Origin of the sequence: Ensifer sesbaniae, assembly GCF_013283665.1 — a bacterium.
GTDB classification, from domain to species: Bacteria; Pseudomonadota; Alphaproteobacteria; order Rhizobiales; family Rhizobiaceae; genus Ensifer; species Ensifer sesbaniae.
On record NZ_JABEKU010000001.1, the window covers coordinates 3,654,391 to 3,673,316 of the forward strand.

Genomic DNA, 18,926 nt, shown 5'->3' on the forward strand with positions numbered 1-18,926 from the left:
TCATCCTCCCGGCTGATGGCGGCGGATCGCCGCTTCCGCTTCGCCGATCGCTTCGGGCGTGCCGACAGTCATCCAGTGACCCTCGAGCAGGATGCCGTGGAGGCGTCCCTTCTCGGCCGCACGGTCGAAGTAGATGTTGAGGTTGAAAGCGTCATCCGGCGCATCGGCAAAAAGCCGGGAGTGAAGCGCGATCGCGCCGGCATAGACCACCGGGTTCGGCAGACCTTCCTTGTAACGCGTCAGCTTCCCGTCGGCGCCGAGCGAAAAGTCCTTTTTGCCGTTATGCCCGGTCGTGTTCTCGTCGCGTACGCAGAGCAGCAGCATGTCCATGCGGTCGGGATCGAAGGCCGCAGCAAGCCGCGTAAGATTGCTCGGTCTGCTGGTGTCCTCTCCGACCCAGAAGAGATCGGCATTCATCACCAGAACCGGGCCATCCGGCAGCAGTTTCAGCCCCTTGACGAGGCCGCCGCCGGAATTCATCAGCGCGTCGCGCTCGTCGGAAATCAGGATCTCGGGCGCGCTCCGCCGGCTGAGATGCCCTTCCATCTGGTCGGCGAAATGGTGAACGTTGACCGCGGCCCTAGTAATGCCGGCCTCCACCAGCAGGTCCAGCACGTAGTCGATCATCGGCTTGCCCGCGATTTCCACGAGGGGCTTCGGCATGGTGTCGGTGATCGGGCGGAGCCGGGTGCCGAGGCCCGCGGCGAGCACCATCGCATTGCTGATCGACATTGCTTCTCTGTCAGTTCGCTGATTCGGAAACGAGGATTCCGGTCTTCATACACCAGTCATACAAGGGTTTCAGCGATTCATGTGTGAGCGCCGCCTGAAGATAGGCGAAAGTGCGCGGCATGTGTTTCATATAGCCGGGCTTGCCGTCTCGCTGCATCAGCCGCACCCAGATGCCGACGAGCTTGCAATTGCGCTGTGCCGACATCAGGTGCCAGTCGCGCAGGAAAGTCGCCTCGTCGAAGCTGCCGCTTGCGCGCCGTTCCGCGAGATAGGTTTCCATCATCCGGCTGGCAAGCGGAGGCGCGATGGTCACGCGCGCGTCCTGCACCAGCGATGCCACGTCATAGGCGGTCGGACCGATCATCGCGTCCTGGAAATCGATGAGGCCGATTCGGTCAAGGCCCTGGCGGTCGCCGCGCCAGATGATGTTCGGCGAGTGGAAGTCGCGCAAGAGCAGGTTGGTCTCGGACGTCTGCAGGAGATCGATCAAGCCGTCCCATATGTCGGAATATTCGCGCTTCTCGTCGTCGCTTGCCGGTTCGCCGCGTTTCCAGGGCAGGTACCAGTCGATCAGGAGCCGGGTCTCGATCTTCATCGCCGTCCGGTCGAAATCGGGAATGCGGTGGCTGACCGTCGGATCGACCACGATCTCCTTGTCGGTCTGTTTGGCATGGAGGCGGGCGAGCAGTCGCGCGCTTTCGATATAGCGCTCGGCGATCGGTTCCCCCGCCGCATCGAGCACGCCTTCCGACCCCAGGTCCTCGATCAGCAGAATGCCCTGGTCGAAATCGCGGGCGTAGATCGCCGGCGCCGCAAAGCCGCGTGCAATGAGCAGCTGGTCGATGGCGACGAAGGGAACGACGTCTTCGGCGATATGCGCGAGCTGCTGGTAGTATTTGCCGTCCTGCAGGATGGGGCCGGGCTTGTGCCGCGGCGAGTCCATCAGAATCCGGCTAACGGAGCCATCCGCCGGGTAAATGCGCTCATAGGCCCGGATCGAGGCGTCACCGCTCAGGTGCCGGCGCCGTGCGTTCGGGTGACCGTTGTGATCGAGAAAGTCACGGATTGCGAGCGTACGGGCGATGCGCTGCAGCTTTTCGTCCGGACCGGAGATTTTGACGCGGCGCCCATCGCCATCATGGGCGATCGTCAGCGTGATGCGGCTGGCGGGGAGGGCGTCGTCCGCCCGCTCCGGCCATTCGACGAGACAGATGCCTTGCGATAGCGCCTCGTCGAAGCCGAGCTCGTCCAGTTCGCTGGAATCAGCCAGCCGGTAGAGATCGAAATGCGCGACCGGAATGCGAAGGTCATAGGTCTGGACCAGGGTGAACGTCGGGCTCGGGACCTCCAGGCCGTCGTCATCGGCAAGCGCCCGAAGGAGCGCGCGCGCCAAGGTCGACTTGCCCGCCCCGAGATCGCCCGAGAGCGCGACGCAGTCGCCGGGCTTCAGGGCCAGCGCCAGATCTTCGCCGAGCTCGATCGTTGCCGCCTCGCCCGTCAGGAAGCGCTCGATCGTCGACATCATTCGGCCGCGACGATCGTCGGCACTTCGGCCGAGGGAATGCGGCAGGTCACTTCCGTGCCTTCACCTTCCTTGCTGCGGATCGAGACGGTGCCGTGGTGCAGGCTGACGAAGCTCTCGACGATCGAAAGCCCGAGACCTGCGCCGCCGCGCTGGCCGTAGCTTTCGAAGCGATTGAACACGGTGTCGAGCACGTCCTGCGGGATTCCGGGGCCGCTGTCCGAGACCGAGAAGATGAAGTCGCTGCCCTCGCGACGGCACTTCAGCTCGATGGCGCTGCCATCCGGCGCGAAGTTTGCGGCATTGGTGAGCAGCTTCACGAAAATCTGCTTCAGCCGCTGCTGGTCTGCAACCATGCGGCCGAGATTGTCAGGGGCGGTGATCCTGAGCGTCACGCCACTTTCGAGCAGCCGGTCGGCCATCTGATGGGCGATGTCATCGAGGAAGTCGGTGAGACTGATATCGGACATGTCGAGCTGGACGATGCCGGCATCGACGGTCGCCAGATCCAGGATGTCGTTGACGATCGTCAGCAGCAGCGACGAGGACGTGGCGATGTGGTCGACATATTCCGCCTGCCGCTCGTTGAGGTCGCCGAAGGCCGGCGTCTTCAACAGATCGGCGAAGCCGATGATGTTGGTGAGCGGCGAGCGCAGCTCGTAGGAAACGTGGTGCACGAAATCGTTCTTCAGCGCATCCGCCTTGCGCAGCGCCTCGTTCTTTTCGGTGAGCGCCCGCTCGACCCGGACGCTGTCGGTGATGTTGACGAAGGTCAGCATCGTCTGCGCGTTCGGCAGCGGGATGACGGCGTAGTCGAGGATCAACCCGGTCCGAAGCTCGAGAATGCCGCGGCTCGAGGGCCGTTCATCGTCGAAGCTGGTGATGATGTGAGTGAAACGCTTCCACCCGTCCGGCTGGTCGTAGGAGATGAGGCAGGCCTGCTCGATCGCCCGGATATGGGTGCCGGGTTTGGCTTCCGCCTCGCTGATGCCCCAGATCGCACGGAAGGCCGGGTTCGAAAGGCGAATGCGACCGTCGGGGCCGAACACCGCCACGCCTTCGGCGAGGTGGTCGATGGTCTCGCCCTGGACCTGAACCAGCGTGTTGTAGCGCGTTTCGAGATCGACCTTCTCGGTCAGGTTCTCGAACACCCAGGTGGCGCCGCCCTGCGGGCGGGCGGTGGCGAAGACACGCAGCGTCTGGCCGTTCGGCAGGTGCCAGAGGTCGCTCTGCGTATCGAGCGCCTGATAGACGGAAAGCGCATTCACCTTCCATTGTTTCCAGTTGAGCTGTTCCGGCAGCTGGCCGCCGGCCCGCAGCCGGTCGAGCACCTCGCCATTGTCAGGCTTGCGCTCCAGGAAGCCGATGTCGAGGTTCCACAGACGCTGGAAAGCTTGATTGTAGAACTGCAGGCGCTGATTGCCATCGAAGATCGCGACGGGGGTCGCAAGATGATCGAGCGTTTCGGCATGGCTCTTGAGCGTGCGGTTGAGTTCCTCGCGTACGGCCTCGATGGCGGAGACGTCGATGGCGACGCCGGCCGAGCCGGCCGGACTGCGGGCATCGACGACGTCGAAGAAGGTGCGGTTGCCCTTGACGACGGTCGAAACCTTGTCGCGGAACGGCGTGTCGAACGTGGAGACGGCGCGGATCTTTTCGCGCGCGACGGTCGCGAGCAGCTCGCGTCCCTCGGCGACCGCAGTCGCGACGTCGGGAGCCTCGACCGCGTCGGCATAGGCTTCGTTGACCCAGGTGAGCGCGCCATCCGTGCCGCGCTGCCAGACCGGCAGATCGATGGCGTCGAGAAGGGTGTGGAAAGAGACAAGCGCTGAATTGAGCCGGTCGTGCTCAAGTTTCAGCTCGGCGAGTTCCGCGCGCATGTTGTTGAGCGCGATGAAGCGCACGAAAGCCCGCCCGCCCGAAACCCGTCCCTGGGCCTCCAGGACTTCGTTGCGCTGCGTTTCGAGCACCAGGTCGAAGCTGCGCGCCTCGGTACGCAGCGCATCGATCGCCTTTTCCAGTTCTCCAGCAGATTGCGCCTTGATCCAGCGGCCGAAGGCCATGAACTCGCGGTCGTCTGCCGGCGCGCCGGTTTCGGGCGGCAGCTGGCCGAGCAGTTCGGCCCGCTCGAGCAGTCCGTCCCAGACGACGATCCGGCGGTTCTTGTCGGCCACGAGCGCCTGATAGCGTGAAAGGCGCTGGTTCGCGTCCGACAGATCGGTGCGCAATTCGCGGTTTTCCGCTTCGATATTGCCGCGTTGGCGGATCAGCCAGATGGCCGAGATCATCGCTGCGGAAATGACGCCGATGAGCACGGAGAAAGTGACGACTTCCGAGGAGCCGAAGATGTTGGCCTTCTGCGGCGCGACCTGGGCGAGGGCATCCGTTGCTGCAAAAAGAGCGGTGCCGGCCAAAAGGTGGCGCAGGAACTTCGGGCCTTTGCGGCGGCTGCCCGGAATAGCTGTTTGGTCTCTGTTCATGGCGCTGCCATCCCCGTCTGCCCGAAGGGTGCTGCCGGCCTTGTTGCGCCTTGCACAGTTCCACCGAGGCCCTGGTCAAGGGCCTGCGTCAGTTCCGATTGCATCCCCGGTCTGTCTCCGTCTGTTTGCCGCTTATCGACAAGACATCCCATCCGCGATGCCCAAGGTCCGCACCGGCATCACGAATCAATGGGTTAGAGCATACTTCCTAGTCGAATCGTCGGGAAGGGAGAGGCCCAAAAAAGCGGCCGCGCTCTCTTGTCAAGAACGCGGCCACAAGATGTTGTGGATTGCCCGGGTAAGGATTAGTACCGGTAGTGCTCGGCCTTGAACGGGCCCTGCTTCTTCACGCCGATGTAGCTGGCCTGCTCTTCGGAAAGCTCGGTGAGCTTGGCGCCGAGCTTCTTCAGATGCAGGCGAGCGACCTTCTCGTCGAGCTGCTTCGGCAGGACGTAGACTTCGTTCTTGTACTTCTCACCCTTGGTGAAGAGCTCGATCTGCGCCAGGACCTGGTTGGAGAACGAGGCCGACATGACGAAGGACGGGTGGCCGGTGGCGTTGCCGAGGTTCAGGAGGCGGCCTTCCGACAGCAGGATCATGCGGTTGCCCTTCGGGAACTCGATCATGTCGACCTGCGGCTTGATGTTCGTCCACTTCAGGTTACGCAGCGCCGAGACCTGGATCTCGTTGTCGAAGTGGCCGATGTTGCCGACGATCGCCATGTCTTTCATCTCGCGCATGTGGTCCATGCGGATGACGTCCTTGTTGCCGGTCGTCGTGATGAAGATGTCGGCGGTCGAGACGACGTCTTCGAGCTGAACGACTTCATAGCCGTCCATGGCGGCCTGCAGCGCGCAGATCGGGTCGACTTCGGTGACCTTGACACGGGCGCCGGCGCCGGCGAGCGATGCTGCGGAGCCCTTGCCGACGTCGCCGTAACCGCAGACGACGGCGACCTTGCCGGCCATCATCACGTCGGTGCCGCGGCGGATGCCGTCGACCAGCGATTCCTTGCAGCCGTACTTGTTGTCGAACTTCGACTTGGTGACCGAGTCGTTGACGTTGATTGCCGGGAACGGCAGCAGGCCCTTGGCCTGGAGCTGGTACAGGCGGTTGACGCCGGTGGTGGTTTCTTCGGTCACGCCCTTGATGGCGTCACGCTGCTTGGTGAACCAGCCCGGCGAAGCCTCAAGGCGCTTCTTGATCTGTGCGAAGAGGATTTCCTCTTCCTCGGAACCGGGGTTCGAGAGCACGTTTTCGCCGGCTTCGGCGCGGGCGCCGAGCAGGATGTACATGGTGGCGTCGCCGCCGTCGTCGAGGATCATGTTCGAGACGCCGCCGTCGGCCCACTGGAAGATCTTGTCCGTGTAGGTCCAGTATTCTTCGAGCGTTTCACCCTTGACGGCAAAGACCGGAACGCCGCTTGCGGCGATCGCAGCGGCTGCATGATCCTGGGTCGAGAAGATGTTGCAGGACGCCCAGCGCACGTCGGCGCCGAGGGCAACCAGCGTCTCGATCAGGACGGCGGTCTGGATGGTCATGTGCAGCGAGCCGGTGATGCGCGCGCCCTTCAGCGGCTTCGCAGCGCCGAACTCTTCGCGGCAGGCCATCAGGCCCGGCATTTCCGTTTCGGCGATCGCAATTTCCTTGCGCCCGAAATCGGCGAGACCGATGTCGGCGACGATATAGTCCTGAGTGGTGGTCATGGAATTCTCCGGGCTGATCTCTTCAAGCCGCATGGCTTCAACCGAACTGCGGCGCGATTATGCCTCCCGCGCCTGCGCGACGCGGTGAGAGTGCGACCGATCTATCAGGAATCAGGGGAGAGGGCAATATCGATATAAAGAAGTCTTTATATCTTTATATTGTCAGTCAGATCTCTTCGCCGAACTTGTCGGCAACCAGCGCGTCGAGCGCGTTCAACGCCTCTTCGGCCTGCGCGCCGCTCGCGGTCACGCACACACTGCAGCCGGTACTGGCAGCCAGCATCATCAATCCCATGATCGACGTTCCGCCGACCGTCATGCCGTCCTTCGACACGGTGATCTCGGCGTCATAGGCCTCGACCGTCTGCACGAACTTCGCCGATGCCCGCGCATGCAGGCCTCGCTTGTTGATGATCAGCAGTTCGCGCGTCAGCGACATGTCGGGGCGATGATCCATTACTTACCACTCAGGACGCGGCTGGCGACGTTGATGTATTTCCGTCCGGCTTCCGACGCTTCGACCAGCGCCTTGTCCATGTCGCTCTCGCCGCGTACGCCGGCGAGCTTGATCAGCATCGGCAGGTTGACGCCGGCAATCACTTCGACCGTACCGCTGCGCATCACCGAGATGGCGAGGTTGGAGGGGGTTCCGCCGAACATGTCGGTCAGGATGATGACGCCGTTGCCTTCGTCGACAGTGGTAACCGCATCGAGGATATCCTGTCGACGCTGGTCCATGTCGTCCTCGGGGCCGATGCAGACGGTCTCTATAGCTTTTTGCGGACCGACGACATGCTCGAGCGCAAGTCGAAATTCCTCAGCCAGCTTGCCATGGGTGACAAGCACAAGTCCGATCATGGGTATCTTCGCTCCAACTGCACACGCAATTCACTGATGGCCAGATATCGCAATGCAGCAATTTCGTCCACCTGTTGGGGCGGCCATCTTGGCAAGGAAAAGGGGAAGTGCAAGCCAAAAATGCCGAAAAACCAGCCGCGCTGACCGTAAATCGAGCTAGAAACCCAATTTTTCGGCGATCAGCATGCGCAGAATATCGAGAGTCTGCGCCCCCTCTTCAACGGGAACGCGAACAATCGGCAGCGCTCGCCCGAATGGCAAGGGCAGCCTCTCGTCTTCCGGAGCCAGGCGCGGGTCGAAAGGCGCACTGACCGGCAGCAGGGCCCAGTCCATCACCGCGGCAGGCACGGTTTCGATCTTGCCGATACCGGCGCCACGGATTTCGATCAGGCCGTGAATGGAAGGCGGACAGCGTGCGACGATCCTGTCGTGTTCCAGCCTCAGATCCACCCGATCGTCGGCAACGAGAGCCGCAAAGTGGCCGGCCTGTTGGGCGGCCGTGATGCACGCAAGCGCCAGCCTGGATTTGCCGATGCCGGACGGGCCCGTGATCAGGAAGCCGCGCGTCCCGAGCACGATGGCAGTGCCGTGGACATTGGCGCGGGCGGCCGTCACGCGTGCGGCTCGGCGGGAAGCGACAGGATGAAGCGCGCGCCACTGACGTGGCCATCCTGCGCGACGATGTTTTCCGCCTTCAGCGTACCGCCATGTGCTTCGGCGATCTGCCTGGAGATCGACAGGCCGAGGCCGGAGTTCTGGCCGAAATCCTCGCCTTCGGGCCGGTCGGTGTAGAAGCGCTCGAAGATGCGATCGATGTCTTCCGCCTGGATGCCGGGGCCGTTGTCCTCGACATAGACGAGGCAGCGCGATCGCGACCGTGTGAGGCCCACGACGATCCGCCCGCCGTCTTCGGGAACGAAGGACCGGGCGTTCTCGATCAGGTTGGTGATGATCTGGCCGATGCGCAGCTCATAGCCGCTGACGGCGAAGCGGGCCTTCGGGCTGTCCTTGCGGTCGATCACGAAGTCGAGCAGCACCGTCTTTTTCTTGCTGCGGACCTGACGGGAAATGTCCACGAGGTCGCCCAGAAGTTTTTCGAGGTCGATGATCTTGGCATCGCTGCGGGCGAGTTCGGCGTCGAGCCGCGAGGCGTCCGAAATGTCGCTGATCAGGCGATCGAGGCGGCGGACGTCATGCTGGATGACGTCCATCAAGCGCTTTTTCGATTCGTCGGTGCGCGCCAGCGGCAGGGTTTCGACGGCGCTGCGCAGCGAGGTGAGGGGGTTCTTCAGCTCGTGGCTGACGTCGGCCGCGAAATTCTCGATCGCCGCGATCCGATCGTAGAGCGCGGTCGTCATCTCGCGGAGCGCGACGGAAAGGTTGCCGATCTCGTCCTGGCGCGAGGAGAAATCGGGGATTTCCTCGCGCTCCTTGGCCCCGCCGCGGCGCACGCGCACGGCCGCCGCCGCCAGGCGCCGGAGCGGGTTTGCGATCGTCGAGGACAGAAGCAGCGACAGGATGATGTTGACGAGGGCAGCGACGCCGAAGACGCGGATGATGGCCAGGCGCTCCGCCTGGACGATCTTGTCGATGTCGCCGGCCTGCGTCGACAAGAGCAGCACGCCGAGCACGGCGCGGAAACGCTGGACGGGAACGGCCACCGACACGATGAGTTCGCCCTTCTCGGTCACGCGCTCGACATAGCCGCGCACGCCGGTCAGCGCGTTGGTGACCTCAGGATAGATCGAGCCGTTGCCACCCGGCGGCTCCTTGTAGAGCGGCAGATTGCCCGGCTGCAGCAGCTTGTTCAGCCAGCTGTTGAGTTTTTCGCCGATGCCAGTCGATTCCGGTTCGATCGGCGGCAGGTCGAAGCGCAGCACTTGGCCGCCGCTGTAGAGATGTCGGGAATCGAGCAGCAGATCGGCATCGGCATCGAACAGGCGCGCGCGGGTGCGCGTCGGCGAGATCAGGCGGCGCAGAACCGGCGCTACGCGTTCCTGGATGATCGGGAAGTCGAGATCCTCGTCGCTCGGAAGCGGCGTAATGCTCTGGCCCGCCTGCAGTTCCAGCAGCTTTTCGGGATCGATGGTGATCGAGTTGGTGTCGACCGAGGCCGAGGCCGAGATCGCCCCGGCGATGATTTCACCCTGGGTCAGCAGGCTTTCTACACGTGCGTCGATCAGTCCCTCGCGGAACTGGTTGAGATACATGATGCCGCCGACGAGGACGACGAGTGCCACGAGGTTGAAGAAGACGATGCGGCGGGTGAGGCTCGAGAAGACGGCGTTGCCGAACAGCCGACGAATCAGCGTGAAGGGATGTGCCCAGCGGCGTTGGCCGTTCTGTGCCTGCGCACGCCCGTCACTGTCTTCGATGTCGCCTTGCAAGACTTCTACCAAATGTCCCGCTCCCGCGCGGACTGTCCTTCACGTTCGTTCGATGACGACGTCGCTGCCAGCCGGAGCCAGTCGCGTCGTCGCTGTCTTCCATGGTCCGGTCCAAAGACGGCGGAGATCGCTGCGAGCTTCAAAGGAGGCCGTCGGCCATGCTCCCACAGCGCCGCCTTGAATGCGCCACTCTGGGAGCGATGGCAAGCCCCGTGGCTCAGGCGGTCTCCCGAAAACGGTAACCGACACCGTAAAGCGTCTCGATCATATCAAAGTCGTTGTCGACCATCTTGAACTTCTTGCGCAGCCGCTTGATGTGGCTGTCGATGGTGCGGTCGTCGACATAGACCTGCTCGTCATAGGCCGCGTCCATCAGTGCATCGCGGCTCTTCACCACGCCCGGGCGCTGGGCAAGCGAATGCAGGATGAGGAACTCCGTCACCGTCAGCGTGACCGGCTCGCTTTTCCATGTGCAGGTGTGGCGCTCCTGGTCCATCACCAACTGACCGCGCTCGAGCGAGCGCGACGGCGTGTCGGATGCCTTGACGGTGGTCGTCGAGTTGCCGGCCGCGGCCTCGCGGTTAGCGGCGCGACGCAGGATCGCCTTGACGCGTTCAACCAGCAGGCGCTGCGAGAACGGCTTGGTAATGAAGTCGTCGGCACCCATCTTCAGACCGAAGAGTTCATCGATTTCTTCGTCCTTCGAGGTCAGGAAGATCACCGGCAGGTCGGACTTCTGCCTCAGGCGGCGCAGCAGCTCCATGCCGTCCATGCGTGGCATCTTGATGTCGAAGATCGCAAGTTGTGGCGGCCGGGCGAGCAGGCCCTCCAGCGCGGAAGCACCGTCGGTATAGGTCTCGACCTTGTAGCCCTCTGCCTCGAGGGCGATGGATACGGACGTCAGAATATTCCGGTCATCATCGACAAGCGCGATGGTCTGCATCGTGTTCAACTCCGTCTTTTGAGGTGCCGGTCTCGTCCCCGAAAACTCCGGCATTCGCGAGTTACGGGTGCGTTAGTGAGTATAAAGGTGGAACAAATTGTGGCGAAGCGCAAAAAGCACCTGTCGTGACGATAGGATAGGCCCTGTCAGATCGGTGTTTGGCAGGTCGAATTCAACCGATTAAAAAAACGATAATTTTCTTTAAATCGATTAATATACTGAAATCATTATTCTTTTTTTGACGCCGCCTTGTTTTTGAGCGAGCATGCAAGTATGGTCCGGCGAAATTCAACGCCAATGGCCAAACACGAAGGAAGGTTGACCATGGAGCAACTCGGCACTCGCAATCTCGCGAACGGCTTGGAAAAACTCGGCTTTATCGACCTGGGAAAGGTTCGGTACAACCTCGAAGCCGCAGAGCTTTATGAGGAAGCTCTTCGCCGCGGCGAGGCTGAGCTGACGGCACACGGCGCCCTCGTCGCCCGTACCGGGCAGCACACCGGCCGCTCGCCGAAGGACAAGTTCGTCGTTCGCGATGCGAACACCGACGATCAGATCTGGTGGGACAACAACAAGCCGATGTCTCCCGAGCATTTTGCCCTGCTGCGCCAGGACATGCTCGATCACGCCAAGGGCATGTCGCTCTATGTGCAGGACCTCGTCGGTGGCGCCGATGCCGCCAACGCCCTTCCGACCCGCGTCGTCACCGAATATGCCTGGCACTCGCTGTTCATCCGCAATCTCTTGATCCGTCCGGCCCGCGAGGCGCTCGCCTCCTTCCTGCCGAAGCTGACGATCATCGATCTGCCGAGCTTCAAGGCTGATCCGGAGCGCCACGGTTGCCGCACGGAGACCGTCATTGCCTGCGACTTCACCAACGGCCTGATCCTCATCGGCGGCACCTCCTATGCCGGTGAAATGAAAAAGTCGGTCTTCACCGTTCTCAACTACCTGCTGCCCAAGAAGGGCGTCATGCCGATGCACTGCTCGGCCAATGTCGGCTCGGCCGGTGACACGGCAATCTTTTTCGGCCTCTCCGGCACCGGCAAGACGACGCTTTCGGCCGACCCGACCCGCACGCTGATTGGCGACGACGAGCACGGCTGGGGCGAACAGGGCGTGTTCAACTTCGAAGGCGGCTGCTACGCCAAGGCGATCCGTCTGTCGGAAGCTGCCGAGCCGGAAATCTACGCGACGACCCGCCGCTTCGGCACGGTGATGGAAAACGTCGTGCTCGATGAGCGCCGCGTTCCGGACTTCGACGATGGCTCGCTGACGGAAAACACCCGCATCGCCTATCCGCTCGACTATATCCCGAACGCCAGCGCCACCGGCACCGCGCCGCAGCCGCGCACGATCATCATGCTGACGGCCGACGCCTTCGGCGTGATGCCGCCGATCGCCAAGCTGACGCCGGAACAGGCGATGTATCACTTCCTCTCCGGCTACACCGCCAAGGTCGCCGGCACGGAAAAAGGTGTCACCGAGCCGGAAGCCACGTTCTCGACCTGCTTCGGCGCGCCGTTCATGCCGCGTCATCCGTCGGAATACGGTAACCTCCTGAAGGACCTGATCGCCAAGAACGGCGTCACCTGCTGGCTGGTCAATACCGGTTGGACCGGCGGCGCCTACGGCACCGGCAGCCGCATGCCGATCAAGGTGACGCGCGCTCTGCTCGCCGCCGCCCTCGACGGCTCGCTGAACGCTGCCGAATTCCGCACCGACGCCAACTTCGGCTTCGCCGTTCCCGTCTCGGTCCCCGGTGTCGAAGACGGCATTCTCGATCCGCGCTCGACCTGGGCCGACGGTGCAGCCTACGATGCGCAGGCACGCCGTCTCGTCGACATGTTCATCGCGAACTTCGCCAAGTTCGAGAGCCATGTGGATGGCAGCGTTCGCGACGCAGCTCCCGGCACGAAAATCGCCGCCGAATAAATATCGTCGGCTATGATTCACGTGAAACCCGGCCGCCCACGGCCGGGTTTTTCGTTTTCGCGGTGAATATTTTCAAGAGGTTCGCTCTGTGCCATAGATCGGGGCGAGGTGAACCATGGCCAGCGACCCGCTCTACATAAACGACAACATCGTGATTGCCGGCTGGGAGCTGACGGAGCAATTCGTGCTGGCCGGCGGGCCGGGCGGACAGAACGTCAACAAGGTGTCGACGGCCGTGCAGCTTTTCTTCAACGTGTTGGCCTCGCCGGCTCTCTCCGATCGCATCAAGGCCAACGCGCTGAAGATCGCCGGTCGCCGCGCCTCGAAAGAGGGCGTGCTGATGATCGAGGCCAGCCGTTTTCGCAGCCAGGAGCGCAACCGCGAGGATGCGCGCGAGCGGCTGAAGGAACTGATTCTCAAAGCCGCGGAGCCGCCACCGCCGCCGCGCAAGAAGACGAAACCGACCCGTGGCTCCGTCGAGCGGCGCCTCAAGGAGAAGTCCGGGCGCGGTGAGATCAAGAAGCTTCGGGGGCGGCCGGCCGGAGACTGATTTCTTTTTTGCCGCTCCTTGCCTTTGGCAGGCGGCGCCCTCTCTTATCGGCAGTGTTTTGGCAAAAGGAGATATTTCATGGGTCTTTTCAGCTTTATCAAGAACGCGGGCAAGAAGCTCGGCATCGGCGGCGACGATGACGCTCCGGATGCCGAAAGCGTTCAGAAGGAGCTTGCATCCCACGATCTCGGCACCAAGGACGTGCAGGTCGAAGTGGCCGGTGACAAGGTCGTGCTGAAAGGTGTCGTGAGGGACCAGAGCGTCTTCGAAAAGGCCGTCGTTGCCGTCGGCAACACGCTCGGTGTCTCGGCGGTCGAGGCGTCCGAGCTCAAGGTCGCTGATGCCGGCGCTGAGCCTGCTCCGGCCAAGGAGCCGGTTTTCTATACCGTCAAGAAGGGCGACAACCTCTGGAAGATCGCCGAAGCGCAATACGGCAAGGGCAAGGGTGCGAAGCACACGGCCATCTTCGAAGCCAACAAGCCGATGCTGACGCATCCGGACAAGATCTACCCCGGCCAGGTTCTGCGCATTCCGGATCTGGACGCCGCTTGAGCGTGTCGGTCGGGCGCTCTCTGTCAATCGCCGCGCTGGCGAGCCTCTGGCTTGCCGGCGCTTCACTGGCGCAGCCCTTCCGTGAGCCCGCCAAGGGTAATGCCGAACGTGCCGCGATCCTCGACGCGATCCGCCCGGCGGTCGAGGCGGAGATGCGTGGCCCTGTCGAATTCGTCGTCACGACGATGCGCGCCTCGCCCAACTGGGCCTTCATGCAGGTGGAGTCGCAGCTTCCCGGCGGCGGCGCGATCGATCTTGCGCAAACCGGGTTGCGCGACGAGGCCGAGATGATGGATGGTCGGACGGTGTTCGCACAAGATCACGATGATTTGGGTCGGAGCGACCCAAATCATAAACGTGATCGGTTCTTTTAAGTTAGAGCGGGATACGGGCGGAAAACCGCGCACACTTTTCCTTATCCCGCTCTGGTCAGCTTCCAGAACGGCCGTTGGAACCTGATCGACCACGTCGTCGGGCCGACGGATGTCGCTTATGCCGGCTGGCGGCTTCGCTATGGCGAACCGGCAGCGCTTCTCGGCCTCGAATAAGAGGACTGTCACCCATGCAGGTGCTCCCGAAAGGGGTCAGACACATTCCGGGCTTTCTCGACCGAACCCGGCAGGAGCAGCTTGTCGAGGCGATCCGCCTCGTCGTGGCCGAAGCGCCATTGTTCGTGCCGGAAATGCCGAAAACGGGCAAACCCATGTCGGTGCGCATGACCAATTGCGGTTCGCTCGGCTGGGTCACGGATCGCGATCGCGGCTATCGCTACCAGGCTCAGCATCCGGTGACCGGCCACCCCTGGCCGGCGATGCCGGATGTGCTGCTCGAAATCTGGAATGCGGTTTCCGCCAGCAACAAGACGCCGGAGGCCTGCCTGGTGAACTTCTATTCCGAGGAGGCCCGCATGGGTCTGCACCAGGACCGCGACGAGCGCGACCTCGAAACGGCCGTCGTATCGATCTCGCTCGGCGATAGCTGCCTCTTTCGCGTCGGCGGCAACACGCGCGGCGGCCAGACCATGTCTTTCCGGCTCGAAAGCGGCGACGTCGTCGTGCTGGGCGGGGAAGGCCGGCTTGCCTTCCATGGCGTCGACCGGATCTACCCGAACACGTCGACGCTCCTGAAGCATGGCGGCCGGGTCAATCTGACGCTTCGCCGCGTCAATCCCTGACCGCCGGTCGAACGCTCGGAGAAAGTCCAGGAAAAGCGCGTAGCGGTTTTCCATTCGGAATTGCGTAATGATGACCTACAGCTTCCTGAGAGCCACCTTTTCCGTCAGGTGGTTCGGACCCTTCTGCAGGATCAGGTCGGCGCGCGGGCGCGTCGGCAGGATGTTCTGGTGCAGGTTCTTCAGGTTGATGTTGTGCCACAGGCCCTCGGCAATCGCGCGGGCGGCATCCTCGCTGATCGTGGCGTAGCGATGGAAGTAGGATTCCGGGTTCTTGAAGGCCGTTTCGCGCAGCCGCATGAAGCGGTTGACGTACCAGCTATGGATCAGGCTTTCCTCGGCATCGATGTAGATCGAGAAGTCGAAGAAATCCGAGACCATCGGCACGATCTTGCCGTCGGCCGGAAGGTTGCGTGACTGCAGGACGTTGATGCCTTCGAAGATCAGGATATCCGGACGGTCGATGACCGTGAACTGATCCGGCAGCACGTCATAGGTCAGGTGCGAATAGCTGGGCGCCTTGACGTTGGGTTGTCCCGCCTTGATCGCCGACAGGAAGCGCAGCAGCGCCCCGACGTCGTAGCTCTCCGGAAAGCCTTTGCGATCCATCATGTTTTCGCGCTGAAGCACGGCATTCGGATAGAGGAAGCCGTCGGTCGTCACCAGATCGACCTTCGGGCTCGACGGCCAGCGCGACAGGAGCTGCGCGAGGATACGCGCCGTGGTCGACTTGCCAACGGCAACCGACCCGGCGATGCCGATGACGAAGGGCGTCTTGGTTTCGTCCGACATGCTGAGGAAGCGCTTGCGCTGCTCGAAGAGCATCTGCGACGATTCCACATGGGTGGAAAGCAGGCGCGACAGCGACAGATAGATCTGCCGGACCTCGCGGAGGTCGACCGGGTCGTTCAGCGAGCGCAGCCGCTGCACTTCGTCGGCAGTCAGCGTCAGCGGCGTGTCGGCGCGAAAGCGCGACCATTCCTCGGCGGTGAAGAAATGATAGGGCGAATAGTCTCGCTTCTGCGGATTGTCCGGCAAGTCGGCCGCTTCGATGTCTTTCGCCGCTATCGTCATGGATTCTGCCGATTTGCCTTTTCCTGCAGGCCGGATTGTTTCGTTCGCCGCGCAAGTTCGTTCAGCACATCCTGTAACGGAATGTCGGCGATGTTCAATACGACCATCAGATGATAGAGCAGATCGGCGCTCTCGGCGACGAGATTCGCGCGGTCGTTGCCGACGGCCGCGATCACCGTCTCGACCGCCTCTTCCCCGAGTTTCTTGGCCGCCTTCGGCTGGCCGCTCGCCACCAGTTTTGCCGTCCAGGATTCGTCCGGCGCTGCCTTCGCGCGTGTCGCGACGATGGCCTCGAGATCGGAAAGTGTGAAATCAGCCATGGAGGATCCTGAAGCTCAGTCGAGGCGCATGGCGATGCCATGCTCCGCCATATAGCGCTTGGTTTCGCCAATGCTATAGGTGCCGAAGTGGAAGATGGAGGCGGCGAGCACGGCGGTTGCGTGGCCGTCGCGGATGCCAGCGACCATGTGGTCGAGCGTCCCGACGCCGCCGGACGCGATGACCGGTGCACGAATGGCGTCGGCGACCGCGCGGGTGAGCGCGATGTCGTAGCCACTTTTCGTGCCGTCGCGATCCATCGAGGTCAACAGGATCTCGCCAGCGCCGAGGTCGACGACGCGGCGGGCAAACTCGATCGCGTCGATGCCGGTCGGCTGCCGTCCGCCATGGGTGAAGATTTCCCAGCGGTCCGCTTCGCCGTCCTTCGATACCTTCTTGGCGTCGATCGCAACGACGATGCACTGGTTGCCGAACTTGTCGGCCGCTTCCGCGACGAACTCCGGGTTCTTCACGGCGGCGGTGTTGATCGACACCTTGTCGGCGCCGGCGAGCAGCAGCTTGCGGATATCGGCCACCTGGCGCACGCCGCCACCGACAGTCAGCGGCATGAAGCACTGCTCGGCCGTGCGGGCGACCACGTCGAAGATCGTCTCGCGATTGTCCGAGGAGGCCGTGATGTCGAGGAAGCAGAGCTCGTCGGCGCCGGCGGCGTCATAAGCGCGTGCCGCTTCCACCGGATCGCCGGCGTCGATCAGGTCGACGAAGTTGACGCCCTTGACCACACGGCCGTCCTTGACGTCGAGGCAGGGAATGACACGGGCTTTGAGGGTCATGGTTTCACGCCTTTCTCGCGGCGCGGATCAGGTCCAGCGCCTCCTGCGGGTCGATGCGGCCGTCATAGAGCGCGCGGCCGGAAATGGCACCTTCGAGCTTGCGTGCGTCCGGTGCGACCATGCGGCGGATGTCGTCCATCGAGGCGAGGCCGCCGGAAGCGATCACCGGAATGGAGACCGCGTCCGCGAGTTCCAAGGTCGAGGCCCAGTTGATGCCGGTCAGGATGCCGTCGCGGTCGATGTCGGTATAGATGATTGCGGAGACGCCGGCGCCCTCGAATTTCTTCGCAAGCTCGATGACGCCGAGCTCGGAGGCCTCCGCCCAGCCCTCGACGGCGACCTTGCCGCCCTTGGCGTCGATGCCGACGGCGACCTTGCCGGGGAATTTGTGGCAGGCCTCGATGACGAGCGCCGGATCGCGCACGGCGACCGTGCCGAGGATGACGCGGGCGAGCCCGCGCGTGAGCCAGTTTTCGATATGCTCGAGCGTGCGGATGCCGCCGCCGAGCTGCACAGGGTTCTTGGTCGCCTTGAGGATGGCGTCGACGGCCGCGCCGTTGACCGTCTCGCCGGCAAAGGCGCCGTTCAGGTCCACCACGTGCAGCCATTCGAAGCCTTGTTCTTCAAAGGCAAGGGCCTGGGCCGCCGGATCGGGGTTGTAAACCGTCGCCTGGTCCATGTCGCCGAGCTTCAGGCGCACGCATTGCCCGTCTTTCAGGTCGATCGCGGGAAAAAGGATCATGGGTCTGTCCAATCAGTCGTGCGAAAGCTCAGGGCTTCCAGCGCAGGAAATTCGAGATGAGGGCAAGGCCGAGTGCCTGGCTCTTTTCCGGGTGGAACTGCGAGCCGGCCTTGTTGCCGTTGGCGACGAAGGCCGTGACCGGACCGCCGTAATCCGCCTCGGCCACCACGTCCTCGGCGTTCTCGGCCGCCAGGTGGTACGAATGCACGAAATAGGCATGCAGACCGGTTTCGCCAACCCGGATGCCGTCAAACAGCGGATGTTCGCGCTTGAGCTTCAGCGTGTTCCAGCCGATCTGCGGGATCTTCAGCGACGCGTCGGAAGGCGTCATTTCGACGACGTCGCCCGGGATCCAGCCGAAGCCATGGGTGATGGTCTTTTCGAGCCCGCGCGAGGACATCAGCTGCATGCCGACGCAGATGCCGAGGAACGGCCGCCCCGCCTGCTCCACCGCTTCAGTCAGCGCCTGCTCCATGCCGTCGACTGCGGCAAGGCCGCGGCGGCAATCGGCATAGGCGCCGACACCCGGAAGCACGACGCGGTCGGCGCTCGCCACCCGTTCCGGCCTGTCGGTAAGGTCGATCTCGGCCGAAATGCCGGCTTCGCGAGCGGCTCGTTCGAAGGCTTTGGTGGCCGAGCGCAGGTTGCCCGAGCCGTAATCGATGATGGCGACGCGCATCAGCGTTCTCCGTAGGAATCAAAAAGGCCGAGACCGGGACCGCCGTTCGAGGGCTTGCGCGCGGTCCAGTCGGCCGGGGAGGGTGGGGTCGGCTTCGTCTCGCTCGAAGCCACGCTCGTGAAGTAGATCTCTTCGGCCGCCGCCAGATTGGGTGCCGGAACGATCGAACGCAGCGTCCAGTCGCGGGCCGTCAGGCTGCGCGCCACCAGAACCGGTCCTTCGAGCGCGACGAGCAGCCGCAGAGCGAACTGTACCAGCACCGATGCGAGGAAACCGCCTGCGACACTCGAGAGCGAGATTAACGAAATTTGCAGAATGGCAACTGCGATTCCGATTACCCATTGCCGCTTGGCGAGAAGCCAGAGCGCCGGGAAGAGAAAGGCCGTCCAGGAGAAGCCATCGGCAACAAAGCGCGCACGCTCATCGTCTGCGTGCGCACCCGGTGGGGTCAGGATCATGTAAGAAGCCATGGATCTCAGCCAG

The 18,926-nt window shown here is 63.0% G+C and carries 20 protein-coding genes; 5 read left to right on the forward strand and 15 right to left on the reverse strand.

Annotation, left to right across the window (positions count from 1 at the left end):
* From BHMPCIPO_RS17685 to chvI, 9 genes are all read right to left on the reverse strand, one after another.
* Positions 1 to 732, reverse strand: coding sequence for a nucleotidyltransferase family protein (locus BHMPCIPO_RS17685; RefSeq protein WP_173517979.1), 732 nt, complete (start codon positions 730 to 732; stop codon positions 1 to 3).
* 10 nt (positions 733 to 742) lie between these two features.
* Positions 743 to 2,254 (reverse strand): tRNA (adenosine(37)-N6)-threonylcarbamoyltransferase complex ATPase subunit type 1 TsaE, encoded by a 1,512-nt coding sequence (gene tsaE / locus BHMPCIPO_RS17690; RefSeq protein ID WP_173518211.1) that lies wholly within the window; start codon positions 2,252 to 2,254, stop codon positions 743 to 745.
* A complete protein-coding gene (locus BHMPCIPO_RS17695) occupies positions 2,254 to 4,734 on the reverse strand; it encodes a sensor histidine kinase (protein ID WP_173517980.1) in 2,481 nt (826 codons plus the stop codon). The genes tsaE and BHMPCIPO_RS17695 overlap by 1 nt, the downstream gene beginning before the upstream one ends.
* A 305-nt stretch (positions 4,735 to 5,039) precedes the next feature.
* Positions 5,040 to 6,440 (reverse strand): adenosylhomocysteinase, encoded by a 1,401-nt coding sequence (gene ahcY, locus BHMPCIPO_RS17700; RefSeq protein ID WP_173517981.1) that lies wholly within the window; start codon positions 6,438 to 6,440, stop codon positions 5,040 to 5,042.
* Positions 6,441 to 6,606: 166 nt separating this feature from the next.
* Positions 6,607 to 6,897: an HPr family phosphocarrier protein gene (locus BHMPCIPO_RS17705; protein WP_043624332.1), complete on the reverse strand. Its 291-nt coding sequence runs from the start codon at positions 6,895 to 6,897 to the stop codon at positions 6,607 to 6,609.
* Positions 6,897 to 7,298 (reverse strand): PTS sugar transporter subunit IIA, encoded by a 402-nt coding sequence (locus BHMPCIPO_RS17710; RefSeq protein WP_173517982.1) that lies wholly within the window; start codon positions 7,296 to 7,298, stop codon positions 6,897 to 6,899. Before BHMPCIPO_RS17710 ends, BHMPCIPO_RS17705 begins: the two co-directional genes overlap by 1 nt.
* 156 nt (positions 7,299 to 7,454) lie before the next feature.
* Positions 7,455 to 7,913 (reverse strand): HPr kinase/phosphorylase, encoded by a 459-nt coding sequence (locus tag BHMPCIPO_RS17715; protein WP_173517983.1) that lies wholly within the window; start codon positions 7,911 to 7,913, stop codon positions 7,455 to 7,457.
* The gene (locus tag BHMPCIPO_RS17720) at positions 7,910 to 9,697 is read right to left on the reverse strand and encodes a sensor histidine kinase (protein WP_173517984.1); all 1,788 of its coding nucleotides are present in this window, start codon (positions 9,695 to 9,697) and stop codon (positions 7,910 to 7,912) included. Before BHMPCIPO_RS17720 ends, BHMPCIPO_RS17715 begins: the two co-directional genes overlap by 4 nt.
* 205 nt (positions 9,698 to 9,902) lie before the next feature.
* Positions 9,903 to 10,628: a two-component system response regulator ChvI gene (gene chvI, locus BHMPCIPO_RS17725; protein WP_173517985.1), complete on the reverse strand. Its 726-nt coding sequence runs from the start codon at positions 10,626 to 10,628 to the stop codon at positions 9,903 to 9,905.
* A gap of 324 nt (positions 10,629 to 10,952) precedes the next feature.
* Here chvI and BHMPCIPO_RS17730 point away from each other — a divergent pair, with 324 nt between their 5' ends.
* The 5 genes from BHMPCIPO_RS17730 to BHMPCIPO_RS17750 all read left to right on the forward strand — a co-directional run bounded on the left by BHMPCIPO_RS17730 (position 10,953) and on the right by BHMPCIPO_RS17750 (position 14,839).
* The gene (locus tag BHMPCIPO_RS17730; protein WP_173517986.1) at positions 10,953 to 12,563 is read left to right on the forward strand and encodes a phosphoenolpyruvate carboxykinase; all 1,611 of its coding nucleotides are present in this window, start codon (positions 10,953 to 10,955) and stop codon (positions 12,561 to 12,563) included.
* Between the two features lie 115 nt (positions 12,564 to 12,678).
* Positions 12,679 to 13,113 carry an alternative ribosome rescue aminoacyl-tRNA hydrolase ArfB gene (gene arfB / locus BHMPCIPO_RS17735; protein WP_173517987.1) on the forward strand — a complete coding sequence of 145 codons (435 nt, stop codon included), beginning with the start codon at positions 12,679 to 12,681 and terminating at the stop codon, positions 13,111 to 13,113.
* Positions 13,114 to 13,191: 78 nt separating this feature from the next.
* Positions 13,192 to 13,665 carry a peptidoglycan-binding protein LysM gene (lysM, locus tag BHMPCIPO_RS17740; RefSeq protein ID WP_173517988.1) on the forward strand — a complete coding sequence of 158 codons (474 nt, stop codon included), beginning with the start codon at positions 13,192 to 13,194 and terminating at the stop codon, positions 13,663 to 13,665.
* Positions 13,666 to 13,667: 2 nt separating this feature from the next.
* The gene (locus BHMPCIPO_RS17745; RefSeq protein WP_312033047.1) at positions 13,668 to 14,039 is read left to right on the forward strand and encodes a hypothetical protein; all 372 of its coding nucleotides are present in this window, start codon (positions 13,668 to 13,670) and stop codon (positions 14,037 to 14,039) included.
* 188 nt (positions 14,040 to 14,227) lie between these two features.
* Positions 14,228 to 14,839 (forward strand): alpha-ketoglutarate-dependent dioxygenase AlkB, encoded by a 612-nt coding sequence (locus tag BHMPCIPO_RS17750; protein WP_173517990.1) that lies wholly within the window; start codon positions 14,228 to 14,230, stop codon positions 14,837 to 14,839.
* A 75-nt stretch (positions 14,840 to 14,914) separates the two neighbouring features.
* Here BHMPCIPO_RS17750 and coaA read toward each other — a convergent pair whose 3' ends face one another.
* Genes coaA through BHMPCIPO_RS17780 form a run of 6 tightly spaced genes read right to left on the reverse strand, consistent with a single transcriptional unit; the run spans position 14,915 to position 18,913 of the window.
* On the reverse strand, positions 14,915 to 15,910 hold the full coding sequence (coaA, locus tag BHMPCIPO_RS17755; protein WP_173517991.1) for a type I pantothenate kinase: 996 nt from the start codon (positions 15,908 to 15,910) through the stop codon (positions 14,915 to 14,917).
* Positions 15,907 to 16,230 carry a phosphoribosyl-ATP diphosphatase gene (locus tag BHMPCIPO_RS17760; RefSeq protein ID WP_173517992.1) on the reverse strand — a complete coding sequence of 108 codons (324 nt, stop codon included), beginning with the start codon at positions 16,228 to 16,230 and terminating at the stop codon, positions 15,907 to 15,909. Before BHMPCIPO_RS17760 ends, coaA begins: the two co-directional genes overlap by 4 nt.
* A 15-nt stretch (positions 16,231 to 16,245) precedes the next feature.
* A complete protein-coding gene (gene hisF / locus BHMPCIPO_RS17765) occupies positions 16,246 to 17,022 on the reverse strand; it encodes an imidazole glycerol phosphate synthase subunit HisF (RefSeq protein ID WP_173517993.1) in 777 nt (258 codons plus the stop codon).
* A gap of 4 nt (positions 17,023 to 17,026) precedes the next feature.
* On the reverse strand, positions 17,027 to 17,764 hold the full coding sequence (gene hisA, locus BHMPCIPO_RS17770) for a 1-(5-phosphoribosyl)-5-[(5-phosphoribosylamino)methylideneamino]imidazole-4-carboxamide isomerase (protein WP_173517994.1): 738 nt from the start codon (positions 17,762 to 17,764) through the stop codon (positions 17,027 to 17,029).
* Between the two features lie 28 nt (positions 17,765 to 17,792).
* On the reverse strand, positions 17,793 to 18,443 hold the full coding sequence (gene hisH, locus BHMPCIPO_RS17775; RefSeq protein WP_173517995.1) for an imidazole glycerol phosphate synthase subunit HisH: 651 nt from the start codon (positions 18,441 to 18,443) through the stop codon (positions 17,793 to 17,795).
* Complete coding sequence (locus BHMPCIPO_RS17780) at positions 18,443 to 18,913, reverse strand: DUF2628 domain-containing protein (protein WP_173517996.1); 471 nt, start codon at positions 18,911 to 18,913, stop codon at positions 18,443 to 18,445. Before BHMPCIPO_RS17780 ends, hisH begins: the two co-directional genes overlap by 1 nt.
* Between the last annotated feature and the right edge of the window lie 13 nt (positions 18,914 to 18,926).

Bases quoted from the DNA above. Each gene is read 5' to 3' on its own strand.
- coaA (WP_173517991.1), bottom strand. From the start codon at position 15,910: ATGACGATAGCGGCGAAAGACATCGAAGCGGCCGACTTGCCGGACAAT.
- ahcY (WP_173517981.1), bottom strand. From the start codon at position 6,440: ATGACCACCACTCAGGACTATATCGTCGCCGACATCGGTCTCGCCGAT.
- chvI (WP_173517985.1), bottom strand. From the start codon at position 10,628: ATGCAGACCATCGCGCTTGTCGATGATGACCGGAATATTCTGACGTCC.
- BHMPCIPO_RS17705 (WP_043624332.1), bottom strand. From the start codon at position 6,897: ATGGATCATCGCCCCGACATGTCGCTGACGCGCGAACTGCTGATCATC.
- BHMPCIPO_RS17730 (WP_173517986.1), top strand. From the start codon at position 10,953: ATGGAGCAACTCGGCACTCGCAATCTCGCGAACGGCTTGGAAAAACTC.
- hisH (WP_173517995.1), bottom strand. From the start codon at position 18,443: ATGCGCGTCGCCATCATCGATTACGGCTCGGGCAACCTGCGCTCGGCC.
- BHMPCIPO_RS17685 (WP_173517979.1), bottom strand. From the start codon at position 732: ATGTCGATCAGCAATGCGATGGTGCTCGCCGCGGGCCTCGGCACCCGG.
- hisA (WP_173517994.1), bottom strand. From the start codon at position 17,764: ATGATCCTTTTTCCCGCGATCGACCTGAAAGACGGGCAATGCGTGCGC.
- BHMPCIPO_RS17750 (WP_173517990.1), top strand. From the start codon at position 14,228: ATGCAGGTGCTCCCGAAAGGGGTCAGACACATTCCGGGCTTTCTCGAC.
- BHMPCIPO_RS17695 (WP_173517980.1), bottom strand. From the start codon at position 4,734: ATGAACAGAGACCAAACAGCTATTCCGGGCAGCCGCCGCAAAGGCCCG.
- hisF (WP_173517993.1), bottom strand. From the start codon at position 17,022: ATGACCCTCAAAGCCCGTGTCATTCCCTGCCTCGACGTCAAGGACGGC.
- lysM (WP_173517988.1), top strand. From the start codon at position 13,192: ATGGGTCTTTTCAGCTTTATCAAGAACGCGGGCAAGAAGCTCGGCATC.
- BHMPCIPO_RS17780 (WP_173517996.1), bottom strand. From the start codon at position 18,913: ATGGCTTCTTACATGATCCTGACCCCACCGGGTGCGCACGCAGACGAT.
- BHMPCIPO_RS17760 (WP_173517992.1), bottom strand. From the start codon at position 16,230: ATGGCTGATTTCACACTTTCCGATCTCGAGGCCATCGTCGCGACACGC.
- tsaE (WP_173518211.1), bottom strand. From the start codon at position 2,254: ATGTCGACGATCGAGCGCTTCCTGACGGGCGAGGCGGCAACGATCGAG.
- BHMPCIPO_RS17710 (WP_173517982.1), bottom strand. From the start codon at position 7,298: ATGATCGGACTTGTGCTTGTCACCCATGGCAAGCTGGCTGAGGAATTT.
- arfB (WP_173517987.1), top strand. From the start codon at position 12,679: ATGGCCAGCGACCCGCTCTACATAAACGACAACATCGTGATTGCCGGC.